Annotated in this window: 16 protein-coding genes and 2 pseudogenes; 15 read left to right on the top strand and 3 right to left on the bottom strand. The window is 67.9% G+C overall.

Going from position 1 to position 17,860, the window contains the following annotated elements; all coding sequences use genetic code 11:
* Nucleotides 1-48 precede the first annotated feature (48 nt).
* Nucleotides 49-1,245 carry a PucR family transcriptional regulator gene (locus ACGF7Y_RS24500; RefSeq protein WP_393236875.1) on the bottom strand — a complete coding sequence of 399 codons (1,197 nt, stop codon included), beginning with the start codon at nucleotides 1,243-1,245 and terminating at the stop codon, nucleotides 49-51.
* A 206-nt stretch (nucleotides 1,246-1,451) separates the two neighbouring features.
* Between ACGF7Y_RS24500 and ACGF7Y_RS24495 the strand changes: the two genes are divergently transcribed.
* From ACGF7Y_RS24495 to ACGF7Y_RS24465, 7 genes and pseudogenes are all read left to right on the top strand, one after another.
* Nucleotides 1,452-1,850 (top strand): molybdopterin-binding protein, encoded by a 399-nt coding sequence (locus ACGF7Y_RS24495; RefSeq protein ID WP_393236874.1) that lies wholly within the window; start codon nucleotides 1,452-1,454, stop codon nucleotides 1,848-1,850.
* Between the two features lie 11 nt (nucleotides 1,851-1,861).
* Entirely contained in the window at nucleotides 1,862-2,641 is a 780-nt protein-coding gene (gene modA, locus ACGF7Y_RS24490; protein ID WP_393236873.1) for a molybdate ABC transporter substrate-binding protein, read from the top strand.
* A 50-nt stretch (nucleotides 2,642-2,691) separates the two neighbouring features.
* Nucleotides 2,692-3,450: a molybdate ABC transporter permease subunit gene (gene modB / locus ACGF7Y_RS24485; protein WP_393237345.1), complete on the top strand. Its 759-nt coding sequence runs from the start codon at nucleotides 2,692-2,694 to the stop codon at nucleotides 3,448-3,450.
* Nucleotides 3,447-4,496, top strand: a complete 1,050-nt coding sequence (locus ACGF7Y_RS24480; protein ID WP_393236872.1) for an ABC transporter ATP-binding protein — start codon at nucleotides 3,447-3,449, stop codon at nucleotides 4,494-4,496. The genes modB and ACGF7Y_RS24480 overlap by 4 nt, the downstream gene beginning before the upstream one ends.
* A 189-nt stretch (nucleotides 4,497-4,685) precedes the next feature.
* Entirely contained in the window at nucleotides 4,686-6,119 is a 1,434-nt protein-coding gene (rox, locus tag ACGF7Y_RS24475) for a rifampin monooxygenase (RefSeq protein WP_393236871.1), read from the top strand.
* 99 nt (nucleotides 6,120-6,218) lie between these two features.
* Nucleotides 6,219-7,037 carry a class II glutamine amidotransferase gene (locus ACGF7Y_RS24470; RefSeq protein ID WP_393236870.1) on the top strand — a complete coding sequence of 273 codons (819 nt, stop codon included), beginning with the start codon at nucleotides 6,219-6,221 and terminating at the stop codon, nucleotides 7,035-7,037.
* A gap of 179 nt (nucleotides 7,038-7,216) precedes the next feature.
* Nucleotides 7,217-8,074 (top strand): annotated as a pseudogene (locus ACGF7Y_RS24465) (glycosyltransferase 87 family protein); the annotation flags it as partial.
* Between the two features lie 278 nt (nucleotides 8,075-8,352).
* Here the strand turns inward: ACGF7Y_RS24465 and ACGF7Y_RS24460 are convergent.
* Complete coding sequence (locus tag ACGF7Y_RS24460) at nucleotides 8,353-9,459, bottom strand: class II histone deacetylase (protein ID WP_393236869.1); 1,107 nt, start codon at nucleotides 9,457-9,459, stop codon at nucleotides 8,353-8,355.
* Nucleotides 9,460-9,706: 247 nt separating this feature from the next.
* Here ACGF7Y_RS24460 and ACGF7Y_RS24455 point away from each other — a divergent pair, with 247 nt between their 5' ends.
* Nucleotides 9,707-10,465, top strand: coding sequence for a dienelactone hydrolase family protein (locus tag ACGF7Y_RS24455; protein WP_393236868.1), 759 nt, complete (start codon nucleotides 9,707-9,709; stop codon nucleotides 10,463-10,465).
* A 69-nt stretch (nucleotides 10,466-10,534) separates the two neighbouring features.
* On the opposite strand, the gene ACGF7Y_RS24450 is transcribed toward ACGF7Y_RS24455, so the two are convergent.
* On the bottom strand, nucleotides 10,535-10,870 hold the full coding sequence (locus ACGF7Y_RS24450) for an ArsR/SmtB family transcription factor (protein ID WP_393237342.1): 336 nt from the start codon (nucleotides 10,868-10,870) through the stop codon (nucleotides 10,535-10,537).
* Nucleotides 10,871-10,997: 127 nt separating this feature from the next.
* Between ACGF7Y_RS24450 and ACGF7Y_RS24445 the strand changes: the two are divergent.
* From ACGF7Y_RS24445 to ACGF7Y_RS24415, 7 genes and pseudogenes are all read left to right on the top strand, one after another.
* A pseudogene (locus ACGF7Y_RS24445) lies at nucleotides 10,998-11,663 on the top strand (energy-coupling factor ABC transporter permease); the annotation flags it as partial.
* A 30-nt stretch (nucleotides 11,664-11,693) separates the two neighbouring features.
* A complete protein-coding gene (locus tag ACGF7Y_RS24440; protein ID WP_393237339.1) occupies nucleotides 11,694-12,080 on the top strand; it encodes a PDGLE domain-containing protein in 387 nt (128 codons plus the stop codon).
* On the top strand, nucleotides 12,081-12,842 hold the full coding sequence (cbiQ, locus tag ACGF7Y_RS24435) for a cobalt ECF transporter T component CbiQ (RefSeq protein WP_393236867.1): 762 nt from the start codon (nucleotides 12,081-12,083) through the stop codon (nucleotides 12,840-12,842).
* The gene (locus tag ACGF7Y_RS24430) at nucleotides 12,839-13,558 is read left to right on the top strand and encodes an energy-coupling factor ABC transporter ATP-binding protein (protein WP_393236866.1); all 720 of its coding nucleotides are present in this window, start codon (nucleotides 12,839-12,841) and stop codon (nucleotides 13,556-13,558) included. Before cbiQ ends, ACGF7Y_RS24430 begins: the two co-directional genes overlap by 4 nt.
* A gap of 142 nt (nucleotides 13,559-13,700) precedes the next feature.
* Complete coding sequence (gene prpD, locus ACGF7Y_RS24425) at nucleotides 13,701-15,206, top strand: 2-methylcitrate dehydratase PrpD (protein ID WP_393236865.1); 1,506 nt, start codon at nucleotides 13,701-13,703, stop codon at nucleotides 15,204-15,206.
* A complete protein-coding gene (prpB, locus tag ACGF7Y_RS24420) occupies nucleotides 15,203-16,117 on the top strand; it encodes a methylisocitrate lyase (RefSeq protein ID WP_393236864.1) in 915 nt (304 codons plus the stop codon). The genes prpD and prpB overlap by 4 nt, the downstream gene beginning before the upstream one ends.
* Nucleotides 16,117-17,241 (top strand): bifunctional 2-methylcitrate synthase/citrate synthase, encoded by a 1,125-nt coding sequence (locus ACGF7Y_RS24415; RefSeq protein WP_393236863.1) that lies wholly within the window; start codon nucleotides 16,117-16,119, stop codon nucleotides 17,239-17,241. Before prpB ends, ACGF7Y_RS24415 begins: the two co-directional genes overlap by 1 nt.
* Nucleotides 17,242-17,860 lie beyond the last annotated feature (619 nt).

Raw genomic sequence — 17,860 nt, 5'->3', positions numbered from 1 at the left:
AGTAGTGCAGCGGCCTGATTGGGCGCTGCGCCCAATCGGCCGACAGGATCAGGCTCCGTCCGACGCTCGGGCGAGGTCGAGCGCGGCCAGTGCCAGTGACAGTTCCACATAGTCGCGCCGGCCGTCGAGCGGGCGCCCGAGCAAGGTCGAGATGCGGTGCAGCCGATTGATGACAGTGTTGCGGTGGCAATGCAGTCGTGTCGCGGCGTGGGCCGCTGAGCAGTCGTGCGTCAACCAGGCCGCCAGGGTGTCCAGCAAGGTCGCGCGTTCGGCCGCGGGCAGTGCCAGAACCGGACCGAGAGTGTGCGTGACCAGCATGTCGGTCAGGTCGGTCGAGCGTACGAGCAGGGCGTGCTGAAAGCGCTCATGCAGCGGCACGAGGCCGGTCGCGTCCCGGGGCAAGGTCTGCAGGGTCAGCAGTGCCCAGCCGTGCGCGGTGCCGACCTGCGCCAGCCCGCCGACCGCCGGTGAGGCGCCCGCTCGTCCGCGGATATGCGGTTCGACCCGGCGCAGGACCGAGGCGACGTCGTGGCGCTCGACCGCTATCAGCCCGACCGTCGAGTCGACGCGATCGTGCCACACCGAACGGATGCCGACCGCGGCCAACGCGGCCTCTGTACCGGTGTGCACCGCCTCGCCTTCACCGCAGGCGACTACGACGAGAAAGGCGCTACCGGCCGGAAGATTCAACTCACGCGCGGCGCGCGCGGCGAAGGTGGTGTCGTGGGCTCGGCCCGCGAGCAGGTCCTCGATCAGGGCGTGCCTGCGGCGTTCGTCGCTGCGCAGCTGCTCGAGTTCGGTATTCCGGTAGGAGGTGACCAGGGACGAGGACAGTGCGTCGATCACGGCCCACAACCCGGTGCCCGCCGCACGGATCTCGCCGGGAGCGAGTTCGTCGGCCTTGTCGAGCAAGACCTCCCACACGATCCGGCCGCCGAGGCGGAAGGTGCGCAGCATGGCTTCCAGCGGCACCCCCTGTTCGGCGCGGCGGCGGCCGATGGACGCGGCGACCTCGTCGTCGAACGCGGTGGCCGGAGCACCCAGCAGGTCGAGGATGCGGGTCACGTAGCGGCGGCAGCCGTCGACCAGGTCGGCGCGGGCAACCGTCGAATAGTCGGTCCACTCGGGATTGTCGGTGAAGATCTCCGAGATCAGCCGGTCGGTCAGCGCCGGAATGTCGGCACGACAGGCGGCCGCCAGCTCCCGGGTGCGGGTCCGCGGAATCGCCTTCTTCGATGTCGACATGTCGCTCGAGGTCCTTTTCATCGGCCGTGCGCCACGACTACGCGAGCGGCGGCGTACCACGACGGTATAGCCGACGAACCGGTGCGGTGGACCGGATGGTCTCACGCCAGTGCTCGATTCTCAGCGGTGACGGCACTACCGTTCGTGCCGAGATCGCGGTTCCCCTCGGTTATCAATACCGTGGATGCGGCAATATGCTGTACTTCGTGTCGAATCTACGGATCAGCGAAGCGGCCGCGTTGCTGGGGGTCAGCGACGACACGGTGCGTCGATGGATCGATCAGGGCCGTCTGACCGCGATTCAGCTCGACAGCGGCCGCATGGGGGTCAGCGGCCGTGAGCTCGCCCAGTTCCTGCGGGCCAATGCCGATGCGCCCGCACCCGGTGCGACGGTCGCGGCCTCGGCCCGCAACCGGATGCGCGGAATCGTGACCCGGGTGGTCAAGGACACCGTGATGGCGCAGGTGGAGATGCAGGCCGGACCGTTCCGGCTGGTGTCGCTGCTGAGCCGGGAATCGGTCGACGAGCTCGGTCTGGAAGTCGGCAGCATCGCTGTCGCGTCGGTGAAATCCACGCACGTCGTCGTGGAGATACCGGAAAGTTGACGAGGACGAGAATGATTCGCAAATGGGGTGTCGCGGCCGCGACCATGTCGGCTGTCGTGACCGCGGCGGGCTGTGGTTCCGGCGACACGAGCGGGCACGCCGACGCGCAGCATGAGTCGGGCACGGTGACCGTGTTCGCCGCCGCTTCGCTGACCGAGACGTTCGGCGAGCTCGGTAAACAGTTCGAGGCCGCGCACCCGGGCGTCGAGGTGGTTTTCAGCTTCGGCGCGAGTTCCGCCCTGGCCGAACAGATCGGCCAAGGCGCACCGGCCGACGTGTTCGCCTCGGCCGCGCCCAAGAACATGCAGCAGGTTCGCGACAAAGGTTCGGTCACCGCCACGCCGGTCACTTTCGTGCGCAACCGGCTCGAGATCGCGGTGCCGAAAGGCAATCCCGGGCACATCACCGGGCTGGCCGATTTCGGCAGGCCCGAGCCGAAGCTCGCCTTGTGCGCGCAGCAGGTGCCCTGCGGTGCGGCGGCCGAGACGGTGTTCCGGACCGCGGGCATCACACCGCAGCCCGATACCCGCGAGCAGGACGTGAGGGCCGTCTCGACCAAGGTGATCCTCGGTGAGGTCGATGCCGCGCTGGTCTATCGCACCGACGTCGAAGCGGCGGGCGACAAGGTCGAGGGCATCGACTTCCCGGAATCGGCCGAGGCGATCAACGACTACCCGATCGCGCCGCTGGCGCACGCGCCGAACGCGGCGACCGCCGCGGCGTTCGTCGAGTTCGTGACCTCGGAGAGGGCCGAGTCGGTCTTCGCCGCGGCAGGGTTCGACACCCCGTGATCGCGCCCTCGCGGCGGCGGGCGGTGCTCGGGCGGCGACCGGTCGCGCTGATGCTGCCCGCCGTCTGCGGGCTGGCGTTCCTGGTCGTGCCACTGGTCGGACTGCTGGCGCGAGCGCCGTGGGCGACCATGCCCGACCGGCTGCTCAGTGCCGAAGTCGGCCGGGCGCTGCGGCTTTCGCTGGTGTGCGCGACCGCGGCCACGGCGATCTGCTTGGTTCTGGGCATTCCGCTGGCCTGGGTACTCGCGCGCGCGGAACTGCCCGGGCGCGGACTGATCCGCGCCTTGGTCACCGTGCCGCTGGTGTTGCCGCCGGTGGTCGGCGGTGTCGCGCTGCTGCTGGTGCTGGGGCGGCGCGGGCTGCTCGGACGGTACCTCTACGAATGGTTCGATGTCTCGCTGCCGTTCACCACCGCCGGGGTGGTCGTGGCCGAAGCGTTCGTGGCCATGCCCTTTCTGGTGATCTCCGTCGAAGGAGCCCTGCGGGCAGCTGATCCGCGCTTCGAGGAGGCGGCCGCCACGCTCGGCGCCACCCGCTGGTACGCCTTCCGCCGGGTCACGTTGCCGTCGGTCTTGCCCGGCGTCATCGCCGGTTCGGTGCTGTGCTGGGCGCGTGCGCTCGGTGAGTTCGGCGCCACCATCACGTTCGCGGGCAACTTCCCGGGCCGAACCACCACCATGCCGTTGGCGGTCTATCTCGCGCTGGAGAGCGATCCCGACGCCGCGATCGTGCTCAGCCTGGTGTTGCTGGCCGTCTCGGTCGCCGTGCTGGTCGCGTTGCGCGAACGGTGGATCAGGGGAGCGGTATGAGCTTGGAGGCCGACCTGCGGATCGACCGAGGACGTTTCGCGCTGGGGTTGCCCCTGGTCGCCGAACCGGGGGAGGTGGTCGCCCTGCTGGGACCGAACGGAGCGGGCAAGACCACGGCCCTGCGCGCCCTGGCGGGACTGATCGCGTTGACCGGCGGGCACATCCGGTTGGACGGAACCACCTGGGACGCGCCACCGTCGATTTTCGTGCCCGCCGAACACAGGCGGGTAGGTGTCGTGTTCCAGGACTACCTGCTGTTCGGGCATCTGTCGGCACTGGAGAACGTCGCCTTCGGGCTGCGCGCCAAGGGGTATCGGCGCGCTGCCGCCCGCGCGCAGGCCACCGGCTGGCTCGACCGGGTGGGACTGGCGGATTTCGCGGAGCGCAAACCGCGAGCACTGTCTGGTGGGCAGGCGCAACGGGTCGCATTGGCCCGCGCGCTGGTCACCGAACCGCAGCTTTTGCTGCTCGACGAGCCACTCGCCGCGCTGGACGCCGGCACCAAGCTGCACGTGCGCTCCGACCTCGCCCACCATCTGCGCGACTACCCTGGCCACACCGTGCTGGTCACCCATGACCCGCTCGACGCGATGGTCCTGGCCGACCGGCTGGTCATCCTCGAGGACGGCGCGATCGTCCAGCAAGGACCGCCCGCGCAAGTGGCGGCGCGGCCCCGATCGGATTACGTGGCCACGCTGATGGGTCTGAACCTCTACCGCGGCACCGCGCGTGGCACACTCGTCGACCTGGACGGGGGCGGCAGCATCACCATCGCCGACCCCGCGCAGGGGCGGGTCCATGTGGCGTTCGGCCCCACCGCCGTCGGCCTGCATCTACGACAACCTGTGGGCAGCCCGCGCAACTGCTGGCCGGTCACCATCACCGGTATCGAGCAACACGCTCACATCACACGGATTCGTCTCGACGGCACCCCGCCCGTACTCGCCGACATCACACCGGCCACCGTCGCCGAGTTGCGGCTCCATCCGGGGCAGCGGCTGTGGGCCGCGGTAAAGGCCACCGAAACGCGCGCGTATCCAGCGTGAAAAAGAAAGCAAGAAGTCATGCACTCCTTGCCACTTTCAACATATATCGCACCCGGGGCCTTGCGGCAAGACCCCGGTCGTGCTTCACAATCTCCAGCCGAAGCCATAACCTGCGGAAATCGCGGATTCGCGGGGGTATGTGCGCTTCGGCTCCGAGTGGGTTTCGCGGGATACAGGGATGGAGTTTGCGTGATCGATGTGATCGTCAGCGGCGGCGGACCGACGGGATTGATGCTGGCCTGCGAGTTACGGCTGCACGGCGTGCACACGCTGGTGCTGGAAAAGGAGGCGGAGCTCACCGAGCGGTCACGGGGACAGGGACTGCACGCGCGCAGCGTCGAGATGATGGACCAGCGCGGCCTGCTGGACAGGTTCCTCGCGGTCAGTAAGAAGTTCCAGGTCGGCGGCCTCTTCGGCGGCATCGTGAAGCCGTGGCCGGACCGGATGGATACGGCGCACCCCTACGGTCTCGCCAATCCGCAGACGGTCACCGAACGGCTGCTGAACGAGCGTGCTCTCGAACTCGGCGCCGAGATCCGCCGCGGCTGCGAGCTGGTGGGGCTGACGCAGGACGAAGGCGGGGTGACCGTAGAACTGGCGGATGGGACGCACTTGCGTGCGCGCTACCTCGTCGGATGCGACGGCGCTCGCAGCACCGTGCGCAAACTGCTTGGCGTGGGTTTCCCCGGCGAGCCGACCAAGGTCGAGACGCTGCTGGGCGTGATGGAGTTGACCGAGGACCCGGCGACGGTGGCCGCGATCGTCGCGGAGGTCCACCAGACCCAGAAGCGGTTCGGGGCCGCCGCCGTCGAGCACGAGGACGGTGTGTACCGCATCGTCGTGCCCGCCGCCGGGGTGGCCGAGGATCGCGCGGCCGCACCCACGTTCGAGGAGTTCAAACAGCAACTGCGCACCTTCGCGGGCACCGACTTCGGCGCGCGGGCGCCGCGTTGGCTGTCCCGGTTCGGCGATGCCACTCGGCAGGCCGAGCGCTACCGGGTCGGCCGGGTGCTGCTGGCCGGCGATGCGGCGCACATCCACCCGCCGACCGGTGGGCAGGGGCTCAACCTCGGGATCCAGGACGCGTTCAACCTCGGCTGGAAACTGGCCGCCGAGGTCGACGGCTGGGCGCCGGAGGGGCTGCTGGACAGCTACCACACCGAACGGCACCCGGTGGGCGCGCGCGTGCTGGAGAACACCCGCGCGCAGATCACCCTGATGGGGGCCGATCCGGGTGCGACCGCGCTGCGGGAGCTGTTCTCGAAGCTGATGGACTTCGAGGAGGTGAACCGGTACGTCACCGAGATGATCACCGCGGTCGGGGTTCGCTACGACCTCGGCGAGGGGCACGACTTGCTCGGCAGGCGGATGCGGGACGTGGCGTTGAAGCAGGGGCGCCTCTACGAGCGGATGCACGGCGGCCGAGGGCTGCTGCTCGACCAGACCGGCCTGCTGTCGGTGACGGGCTGGGCGGATCGCGTCGACCACGTCGTCGACGTCAGCGAGGAACTGGAGGTGCCTGCGGTGCTGTTGCGTCCGGACGGTCATGTGGCGTGGGTCGGTGAAGATCAGCAGGAGCTGCTCGGCCTGCTGCGGAAGTGGTTCGGCGCCCCCGTCGGCTGAGCCTGCGGTCATGATCCGAGACGGGGACCAGCGGTCTGGGTGCCGATGCTGGTGGCCGAACGTCGCCTGCTTTGCTTCAATCGATGTATGTGCAGGTGGATGGCTTATTCCGGTGAGCCGATCCTGGCCGAGGAACTCTTGTTCCGGCCGGCGCATTCGTTGATCGATCAGAGCTTGCATTCCCGGCTCGGTGCGACGACCACGAACGGTGACGGCTTCGGGATCGGCTGGTACGGCGAAGGCCCGCGTCCGGCCATGTTCAAGAACATCGATCCGGCGTGGAACGACCGCAACCTGCGGGAGATCGCGGCTCAGGTGCGCACGTCGCTGTTCTTCGCGCACGTGCGCGCCTCGACCGGAACCGAAGTGCAGCGCACCAACTGCCACCCGTTCCGTCACGGGCATTGGTTGTGGATGCACAACGGATCGCTGCGCGGTTTCCGGGAGTTCAAGCGCGATCTGATGACGGCGGTGGAACCGGCGTTGTTCGCCGACATCGAGGGTTCCACGGATTCGGAAGTGCTCTTCTTCCTGGCACTGAGCTTCGGACTCGTCGACGACCCCTTCGACGCGGTCGCCCGTGCGGTCGGCTTCGTCGAGGACGTCGGTCGCGCATACAAGGTCGAGGCCCCGGTGCAGATGACCGTCGCGACCACCGACGGCGCATCCATGTGGTTCTTCCGGTATTCCACGGAACGGCGATCACGGTCGCTGTTCTACTCCACCGATGTCGCGAAAGTACGTGCGCTGCACCCGGAGGTCAAGGCTCTCCGCCTGCTCGGCGAGGAGGCGCGATTCGTGGTCTCCGAGCCGCTGCGCGACCTGCCGGGGGAGTGGAACGAGGTTCGGGAATCGTCGGCCGGCGTCGTGCGCCTCGGCCACGACGAAACCCGCCCGTTCCAGCCGATCGCCCCCTGACACGCCATGTCGGCCGCCGACCGCATGGTCGGAATCCGTTGTGCCGGTGCGTCGGTGGCCGCTCGTCGTGGCCTGCGTCTTGTGGGGGACAGGTGTGGCGATGGATAGGCTGCGGCGTTGTGCGTGGGCTGTCGTCGGTATCGACGTTGTGGTTGGTGTGGGTGGTTACTCGGCTACTGATGGTGGTGTTCACCGGGGTGACGGTGTTGCCGCACAGCGTTTGGGATGCCTCGGCCGCGGACTTGACGCTGTACCGGGAATGGGCCGAAATCATCGTCGGCCGGAGTGTTTTCCCGCTGGACGACGAGCGGTGGCAGTATCCGCCCGGAGCGGGGGTATTGCTGGCGGTGCCTTGGCTGCTCGGCGGCGGATTCGCCTACAACTGGTTGTTCTTCGCGCTGGTCGCCGCGGCGGACGCGAGCGTACTGAGTTTGCTGATCCGGGCCGCACGTGCTGAGGGACGGGCAGTCGCGCAGACAGGGCCGTGGGTATGGACGGTCGGGGTGGCTTTGCTGGGCCGGGTCTGTTACGGCCGATTCGATTTGATCGTGGCCGCGACGGCGGCCGCGGCACTGCTGTGGTCGACGCGCCGACCGGTGTTGGCCGGCGCGGCCGCTGCTGCGGGCGTCTTGCTGAAAGTGTGGCCGGTGGTGGTTCTGCTGGGGTTGCGCCGGCGAACGCTGTGGCGGATGAGTGCGGTGACGGCCGGCGTCGGTCTGACGGCGAGCGTCGGATTGACGGCGCTGGTCCCCGGCGCGTGGTCGTTTCTGGAATTCCAGTCGAAGCGCGGACTGCAAATCGAATCCGCCGCTGCCACACCGCTGTTGATCGCTCGTCTGGTGAACGGCGGGTGGACCATCGTGCATCGTTACGGGGCCGACGAGTTGTCCGGGCCCGCGGTGTCCGCCGCGGCCCGGGGGTGCGTGGCCGCCACGGTCCTCGGCGGCGCGATATTGCTGTTCACCTGGTGGCGCATGCGGCCCCCGGCAGCGGATCTGGCATTGGCCGCGGTACTGCTCGCCTTGGTGACCAGCCGCGTGCTCAGCCCGCAGTACCTGGTGTGGGCGGTGGCGGTGGCCGCGGTCTGCGCGCTCGACTCGCGCACCACGCAGCGGCCTGTGGTGATGCTGGTGCTGGCGACGGCGCTGCTGAGCCAGGTGGAATTCCCGTTCGTCTACGACCGGGTGGCTACCGGAAGCTGGCCGGGAGTGATTGTGCTGGCACTGCGCAACGGCCTACTGCTCTGCGCGACGGTGTGGTCCGTCGTACGGCTGCGCGGTGCCCGCTGCCGCTGCGCCGGCCGGCGCGGTCGGCGTCAGAGCTCGGCGACCAGGCCTGCCGCCGCTTCGATCGCGGCGGCCTCGTGGTCGAGCAGGACGTCGCCGCCTTGCGTCGTGACGATAGGCGTGTACGGGTCGTCCAGGAATTCTTCGCCGAGCAACTCGCGCAGCACCGCGAGCCCGCAGAACGGTACGTAGTGCGGGCTGTAACCACCTTCTTGCACGAACGCGATCCGGCCCGCGCAGGTTTCGGCGGCGATGTCGAGCATCCGCCAGGTGAGCTGCCGGAAGCCGCCGCTGGTGACCATCTGCCGAGCCAGCGGATCGAGAATGCTCGCGTCGAAACCGGAGGCAACGATGATCAGCTCGGGGGCGAAGGCGCGGAGCGCGGGCTCGACGACTCGGTCGATCGCGTGCAGATAGGCGGCGTCCCCGCTACCGGGTGGAAGCGGCACGTTGATCGCGTAACCGTATCCGGCGCCCGCGCCGCGCTCTTCGCGGTAGCCGGAATTCGGCGGGAAACACAGATGCTGATGGATCGAGAGGGTCAGTACCGACGGATCCTCGTACCAGATGTCTTGCGTGCCGTTGCCGTGGTGGACGTCCCAATCGACGACGGCGATGCGCCCAACGCCGAGCACGTTTTTCGCATAGGCGGCGGCGATGGAGACATTGTTGAAGATGCAGAAGCCCATGCCGGTGGCGCGGGTCGCGTGATGCCCGGGCGGATTGACCAGTGCGTAACCGTTGTCGACCGTCCCCGCGAGCACCTGCTCGACGAGTGCGATCGCGCCGCCCGCCGAGAGCGCGGCGATCTCGTATCCGCCTTTTCCGAACGACGAGACGCCGTCGCCGGCGTCCCCGCCTTTCGGAAGCAGATTCTCGGCCTTGATCCGCTCCAGATGGTGCGCGGTATGCACCCGCAATATGTCGGCCTCGTCGGCGGGCGCCGCTGTTATCGAATGCAGTTTGTCGAGCAAGCCCGACACCGAGACCAACTCGTGAAATCGCCGTTTGGTGTCGGGATGGGCGAGGTGATGCCCGATCGGCTGAAGGCCGGCCGTGGCGTCGGAGGGGAACAGGCTTCCGCTGCCGGTGTCGGCCCAGCCGTAGAGGGTGTTCCACACGTATCCGGTTGTCATGGTGAGCTCCTAGCAGTCGGCGGACCACCACACCGTCCACCTACATCCGACGCGCCGCGGTGGACGCTCGCGCTCATTACAGGCACAGCAGCCACCACGCCGCAACCGGAGAGTTCGCCATCTGTGGCGGCGGCGGCAACTGCGCTGAAACCGTGTCGGGCAGCGGTCGAAACGGATCGGAAGGGCAGGCTCTGCCTCCGATTGTGTGGTGGCGACGAGCCAGGCGACTTTTGGATACAGTCGTGTCGTGGCATTCGAGATCACGGCCGAACAGATCGACATCATTCGACACGACGCGATGCCCATGGCGGCGTATATCTCCCGCCCGGCTCGACCGGGCGACTACCCGCTGGTTCTCGTCGGAGCGGAATTGTGGGGCCTGACGAATGAGGTTCGGGCCGTCGTCCGTGATGTGGCCGCGCTGGGGTATGTGGCGATCGCGCCGAACCTGTACCACCGCTCCGGTCCCGACACCTCGACCGGTATCGAGGAGAGCGATGCCAATCGGGCCCATGCGTTCGAACTGCTGGGCCGGTTGACCCGGGACGGGGTGGAGGCGGATCTGCGCGCCGCCGCCGACTATGCCCGAGAGCATGCCGGTGCCGCTGACCGGATCGGCATGCTGGGCTTCAGCCTCGGTGGGCATGTCACCTATTTCGCGGCGACCCGGCTGCCGCTGCGCGCCGCGGCGATCTACTACCCGGGATGGCTGCCCGACCCCGGAACGGCGTTGAGCGTTCCGGACCCGCTGTTGGCGGCGACCTCGCGGATCACCGCGCGCCTGACGCTGTTCTTCGCCGAGCAGGACCATGTCATCGATGCCGACCAGCGGCGCCGGATCGAGGAAGCGCTGTCGGCGGCGTCCGTCCGGCACGAGGTAGTCGTGTATCCCGGTGCCCGCCACGCCTTCTTCTTCCCCGGCCGCGAGCCCTATGACAAGCAAGCCGCCGACGATTCCTGGCAGCGTGTGCGCGAACTGTTCGCTGCCGAATTGAGCACCAGCTGATCCCGTGGTCCCTCGCCGGGTAGCGCAGCGCGGCGTCACCCGCACCGTCCATGCCGAATCGTCGAGTTCCTACAGTGGACTCGGCTCCGAGGCGTGGGTGGCGCCGATCCAGTGCAGGAGTCGATGAATCGTTTCGTCCGCGAGGCGGTAGCGCACGATGCGGCCACTCTTGGATGCGGTGACCCACCCCTGGTGACGCAACTGGCGCAGGGCGTGTGAGGCGGCGGTCGCCGTCATCCCGACCGTGGCGGCGAGTTCGGTCACGCTCTGGCCGGGGGTGTGGTGCAAGCACACCAGCAGTCGCAGCCGATTGGCGTCGGACAGCAGGTCGAATCGGTGTGCCCAATGCTCGACACTGGAGACGTCCAAGCCGAGCCCGGCGGGCCGGGCGTGTTCGGAATCCAGCGGGTCACTCGTAGCCACTGCTCTACTCTGCCGTTGTCTGCTCGGCGCGGCCAAATATCGCGGACGCACACATATCGGTCCAGTTGAACATATATGGCGTGTATCGTTTCCCGAGGTGAGGGAGACCATGTCGGCGATGCATATGAGCGATGGCATCGTCGACGCACCCACCTCTGCGGGATTCGCGGTCGTCGCCCTCGCCGGGCTGGGATTCGCGGCGTGGCGCGCGCGTGCCGAACTCGATGAGCGTGCCGCTCCGATGGCCGGTCTGGTGGCCGCGTTCATCTTCGCGGTGCAGATGGTGAACTTCCCGATCCTGCCGGGCGTGAGCGGGCATCTGCTCGGTGGCGCGCTCGCCGCGATATTGGCCGGGCCGTACGTGGGTGCGCTGTGTGTGGCGATCGTGCTCGTCGTGCAGGCACTGCTGTTCGCCGACGGCGGGTTGACGGCGCTGGGTACGAACATCACGAATATGGCGTTGCTCGGGGCAGCGGTGGGCTATCTCGCCGCGCGCCGGTTGCTGCCTTTCGCGCCGAGACGCGGCGGGGTCGGTGTCGTCGCATTCGTCGCCGCGCTGGCCGCAACCATCTGTGCCGCCATGGGTTTCGCTGCCGAGTACGCCATCGGTGGGGCGACGGGTTCCACTGTCGGCGCGGTTACCTGGTACATGCTGGGCACCCATGCATTGATCGGCATCGGAGAAGGCATCATCACCGCGATCACCGTCGTCGCCGTAGTCAACGCCCGCCCCGACCTCGTCTACCTTCTGCGTGCCGCCGATCGGACGAAAACGCGTGCGCGGACGCCGCGCGCGGCACTATCGATGAACGGATTCCTGTTCGGATTCGCCGCCGTTGCGGTACTTGTCGCGGGCTTGCTCTCGTACCTGGCGAGTTCGCGACCCGACGGTCTCGATGCCACGACACGGCGCGGCTGTACCGTGGTGCAGGTCGACGGCAACGAAGAACTGCGCGGCGAGTGCATCGCGCGCAACGCCGACGATCACGCGTTGGCGGATTCGCCGCTGGCCGGGTACACGATCGACGGCGATGACCGGCTGACCGGCCTCGCGGGCATTCTCGGCGCCGCCGCCGCATTCGCCGCGCTGTTCGCCGTGGTGCGTATCATCAGGGCAGGTCGGTCGAATCGCATTGGGGGCGAACGCGTTTCGAATGGCGCAGCCGAGTCGCCCGAACCGGAGTCCAGCTAGGTGTCCACCGTCAGCCATCGGCTGCACCTGCCCGGCAGTTCGCCGGTGCATCGGACTCCGGCCGAGGTGAAGATCGTCTGCGCCGTGATCACCGTCTTCGCGGTGGTCGCGACGCCAAGGGACATGTTCTGGCCGTTCGCCGTCTATGCGGCCGGATTGCTCGTCGTCTGGCGCGCGGCGCGGATTCCGCCGCGGTGGATCGCGCCGCGGCTGCTGATCGAAATGCCCTTCGTCGTGCTGGCGGTTCTGCTGCCGTTCGCGGCCGGAGAACCCAGAACGACTGTCCTCGGACTGTCGCTGTCGACGACGGGTGTCCACGCCGCATGGGGAATCATCGCGAAAGGTTCGATCGGAGTGGGTGTTTCGCTGACCGTCGCGGCTACCACGAGCGTGCGCGAGCTGCCGGGCGGACTCAGCAGGCTCCATGTGCCCGGCATGCTCGTCACGATCGTCGTGCTGATGCTGCGGTATGTGGACGTGATCGCCGACGAGGCGGCCCGCATGCGGTTGGCGCGGATCTCGCGCGGAGACGACCCGCGGACGATACGTCAGATCGGTGCTACAGCGCGCGGCGTCGGCAGCTTGTTCCTGCGATCCTACGAACGAGGCGAACGGGTTCACCTGGCGATGCTCTCGCGCGGGTTCACCGGTGCGATCACCGATTTCGGCACGCCTCCGGCCACCTGGAGGCAATGGGTCTTCTCCTGTGTTCCCGCCTCGGCCGCCCTCGGTGTCTGTGTCGGCGCCTGGGTCGCCCGGTGAACGCGTCGACGGCCCCCGCCGTACGTCTGGCCGGTCTGACCTTCGCCTATCCGGATGGGACGGGGGCGTTGCACGGGGTGGATCTCGACATCGCCCGCGGCGAACGGGTCGCGGTTCTGGGTCCCAACGGCGCGGGCAAATCGACACTGATGCTGCATCTCAACGGTGTGCTCAGCGCGACATCGGGCGAGGTGTACATCGGCGGCACCCGCGTGGACCGCACCACCGTGCGCGCCGTACGCCGGCGCGTCGGCGTCGTCTTCCAAGACCCCGACGACCAACTGTTCATGCCGACCGTCGAACAAGATGTCGCGTTCGGCCCCGCCAACTTCGGCATGCGCGGCGAAGACCTCGCCGAGAATGTGCGCTTCGCGCTCGCCGCCGTCGGGATGACCGATCGAGCCGACCGCTCCCCGGCCCGTCTATCGCTGGGCGAACGCCGCCGCGCCGCGCTGGCCACCGTCCTGGCATGCCGCCCGGAGGTGCTCGTCCTCGACGAGCCCGCGGCCAACCTGGACCCGGTCGCCCGGCGAGAACTCGCCGAGATCCTGCTCACCCTGCCGACGACACTCGTCCTGGTCACCCACGATCTGCCCTACGCCCAGCGCATCTGCGAGCGCGCCGTCATCCTCGACAACGGACGCATCGTCGCCGACGGGCCGATAGCGGAGATACTCGCCGATACCCAGCTCCTTGCCGCACATCGCCTCAACTGAACCGGCCGGAGACTTTCGCAATCTACGCATATTCGCTGATTTCGGTACGCAAATATCGGCATCTGCGAGGCATTTCGAGCCGTCATGGGCGTGCGTAGCGTGCGAATCAGAAACCGGAAATCGACGTTCGGAGGCGCACCCCGTGATAAACCACCTCGTCCGCACTCACCGCTCCGCCGAGCACTTCCCGCGCGAGGAGCATCTCGCGTGGCGGATCGCCGAGGTTGCCGCGGATCCGGTGGCGGTCGCGCCGGAGACCGAGGAGATGATCGTCAACCGGATCATCGACAACGCGGCGGTCGCGGCCGCGTCGGTGACCCGCCGTCCGGTGGCCAACGCCCGGGCGCAGGCGCTGACGCATCCGTATCGACCGGGCGCGACGGTGTTCGGTGTGCCGGGCCGGTTCTCGCCGGAATGGGCGGCCTGGGCGAATGGTGTCGCGGTACGCGAGCTGGATTTCCACGACACCTTCCTGGCCGCGGAGTACTCCCACCCCGGTGACAACATCCCGGCGATCCTGGCGGTGGCCCAGCATGCCGGCCGCAGCGGCCGGGACCTGATCCGCGGGCTGGCGACGGGGTACGAGATCCAGGTGGATCTCGTACGTTCGATCTGCCTGCACGAGCACAAGATCGACCATGTGGCCCATCTCGGTCCCTCGGTGGCGGCCGGTATAGGCACGCTGCTGGCGCTGGACACCGAGACCATCTACCAGTCCATCGGCCAGGCATTGCACACCACCACCGCGACCCGCCAGTCCCGCAAGGGGGAGATCTCGAGTTGGAAGGCCTACGCGCCCGCCTTCGCCGGAAAAATGGCGGTGGAGGCTGTGGACCGCGCCCTGCGTGGCGAGGGCGCCCCGTCGCCGATCTGGGAGGGCGAGGACGGTGTGATCGCCCGGCTTCTCGGCGGACCCGAGACGGAATATTCGGTGCCGCTACCCGGCCCGGGCGAGCCCAAGCGTGCGATCCTCGACACCTACACGAAGGAGCATTCCGCCGAATACCAGAGCCAGGCGCCGATCGACCTGGCTCGGCGGATGCGCGAGCGGATCGGTGACCTGGACCGGATCACCTCGATCGTGCTGCACACCAGCCACCACACCCACGTGGTGATCGGCACCGGATCGGGCGACCCGCAGAAGTTCGATCCGAACGCGTCGCGGGAGACTTTGGACCACTCGGTCATGTACATCTTCGCCGTCGCCCTGCAGGACGGCACCTGGCATCACGAGCGCTCCTACGCGCCCGAGCGCGCGCAGCGCCCCGACACCGTCGAGTTGTGGCGCAAGATCTCCACCGCCGAGGACCCGGAGTGGACCCGCCGCTACCACTCGACCGACCCGGGCGAGAAAGCGTTCGGCGCCCGCGCGGAGGTCACGTTGAACAGCGGTGAGGTGATCATCGACGAGCTGGCGCTGGCCGACGCGCATCCGCTCGGCGCGCGCCCCTTCGCCCGCGGCGAGTACATCGCCAAGTTCCGGACACTGGCGCAGGGCGTCATCGATCCCGCCGAACAGGACCGCTTCCTGGAAGTCGCGCAGCGCGCGGCCGAGTTGTCGGCCGAGGAGCTGTCACAGTTGAACTTCTCGGTCTCCGACCGGGTGCTCGCACAGGCGCCGAAGCTGCCGGAAGGGCTTTTCCGATGACCGGCCTGCTGGCCGCGGCGACCTCGGCCGCCGACAAACGCGCCGCATTCCGCGCGGGACTGACCTCCGGAACGATCCAGCGATTCCCCGGCGCGTTCAACCCCCTGGTGGCCGCCCTGATCCAGGAGATCGGCTTCGAAGGCGTCTACGTCTCCGGGGCGGTCGTCTCCGCCGATCTCGCTCTGCCCGATATCGGGCTCACCACGCTGACCGAGGTCGCCGGACGCGGCAGGCAGATCGCGCGGGTCACCGACCTGCCGGTGCTCATCGACGCCGACACCGGCTTCGGCGAACCGATGAGTGCCGCACGCACCGTCTCGATTCTGGAAGACGCCGGAATCGCGGGCTGTCACCTCGAGGACCAGGTGAATCCGAAACGGTGCGGTCACCTCGACGGCAAGGCCGTGGTGACGACCGAGGCGATGGTGCGCAGGCTCAGGGCAGCGGTGTCCGCGCGACGCGACCCGAACTTCGTGATCTGCGCGCGCACCGACGCCGCGGGAATCGAAGGCATCGACGCCGCGATCGATCGGGCGAACGCCTACGCCGACGCCGGCGCCGACCTGATCTTCACCGAAGCGCTGCGGACGGTCGCCGAGTTCGAGAAGTTCCGGGAGGGCGTCTCGATTCCTCTGCTGGCCAACATGACCGAATTCGGCAAGTCGGAGCTGATCCCGGCGGCCACTCTGCAGTCCATCGGCTACAACGCGGTGATCTACCCGGTGTCGACGCTGCGACTGGCGATGTTCGCGGCGGAAGCCGGATTGCGCGAAATCTTCGAGCACGGCACACAGGCGGGCCTGCTGGATCGGATGCAGCACCGCAGCCGTCTCTACGAACTGCTGCGATACGAGGCATACAACGAATTCGACTCCGACATCTTCAATTTCACTACGGGAAGGAACCCGTGATGACGGACACCGCGATACCGGCCATCAGCAAAGGTCTGGCAGGGGTAGTCGTCGACACCACCGCCATCTCGAAGGTGGTGCCCGAAACCAACTCCTTGACCTACCGCGGCTACGCCGTCCAGGATCTGGCCGCCCACTGCGGCTTCGAGCAGGTGGCCTACCTGCTCTGGCACGGTGAACTGCCCACCGACGCCGAGCTGGAGAGGTTCTGCCAGCAGGAGCGGGCATGGCGGCGCGCCGACCGGTCGCTACTGTCGCTGGTGGCCAAGATGCCGGACAACTGCCACCCGATGGATGTGGTCCGCACGGCCATCAGCTACCTCGGCGCCGAAGACCCGGCCGAGGACGACAATTCGGCGAGGGCCAATCGCGCCAAAGCACTTCGCATGTTCGCGGTGCTGCCGACCATCGTCGCGGCCGACCATCGCCGTCGCCATGGTCTGGACCCGGTCGCACCGCACTCCCACCTCGGGTATGCCGAAAACTTCCTGAACATGTGCTTCGGGACCATCCCAGCGCGCGAACTGGTGAAGGCGTTCGAGGTGTCGTTGATCCTCTACGCCGAGCACAGTTTCAACGCCTCCACCTTCGCGGCTCGGGTGGTCACCTCCACGCTGTCGGATATCTACAGCGCCGTCACCGCCGCCATCGGCGCTTTGAAAGGGCCGCTGCACGGCGGCGCGAACGAGGCGGTCATGCACGACATGCTCGAGATCGACGATCCCGCGCTGGCCGAGAAGTGGCTGCGCGGCAAGCTCGCCGAGAAGGAAAAGGTCATGGGCTTCGGCCACCGCGTCTACAAGAATGGCGACTCCCGGGTACCCACCATGAAGAAGGCCTTCCTGGATATCGCCGCCGCGACCGACGGCCGGAAGTGGGTGCGGATGTACGAGGTCCTCGAACGCGCGATGAACGAGGCCACCGGCCTCGCGCCGAATCTGGACTTCCCGACCGGACCCGCGTACTACCTGCTCGGCTTCGACATCGAGGTCTTCACCCCGATCTTCGTGATGAGCCGCATCACCGGCTGGACCGCGCACATCATCGAACAAGGCGAGTCGAACGCACTGATCCGCCCGCTGAGCGCATACGTCGGAGTACCACAGCGCTCGGTCGTCGCCTGAGCCTTTCGCGCGGTACCGACGGTTCGCGCGCTGACAAGGTGCCCGCCCCGGTTCGCCGAACACAGTCTCACCGGGCAGCCCGGCCCCTATGACGAGTTGGCGGGCAGCGTAGATCCGGGCGGCCGGGGCGGTCGGTGACTCGGCTGGTGGTTGAGGCCCCTCGCAGCACTATGTGACTCGACATTATCCAACGCAAGACGATGGTCGAAGGCGGAACCTGTACCCGTTCCGTCGAGTCTTCGGGAGAGCTGTCGGCGTTCGCCTCCTGCCCAGACCCGGGTCTATGCCGCCTCGGGCAAGCATTTAGGCCGTACGTCGGCCGGCTCGCCGACCTGAGCGCAGGAGGGTGCGACCACTCGAACACAACCGAGACAACAGCTAGAACGTGTGCTAAGTTAATAGCCATTCTGATCGCAAGGGCAGGCGATGGCACTCTCGCCGCCGCGTCCACGCGATCCCGTCCCGGCTCAATGAGGAGTGGTGTTGTGATGGATGGTTTCAGTAGGCGTGAGGCGTTGCGGGCTGGTGGGGTGTTGGGGGCGGTGGGTGCGTTGTCGGCGGTGGTGGTGCCGGGGCGGGCGCAGCCGTGGTCGTGGTCGCCGGAGGGGTCGGTGGCTGG

It is taken from the genome of Nocardia sp. NPDC047654, from assembly GCF_043205035.1.
Classification (GTDB): Bacteria; Actinomycetota; Actinomycetes; order Mycobacteriales; family Mycobacteriaceae; genus Nocardia.
The sequence above is the reverse complement of the archived record's forward strand: the minus strand, read 5'-3'. Positions and strand labels throughout refer to the sequence as shown.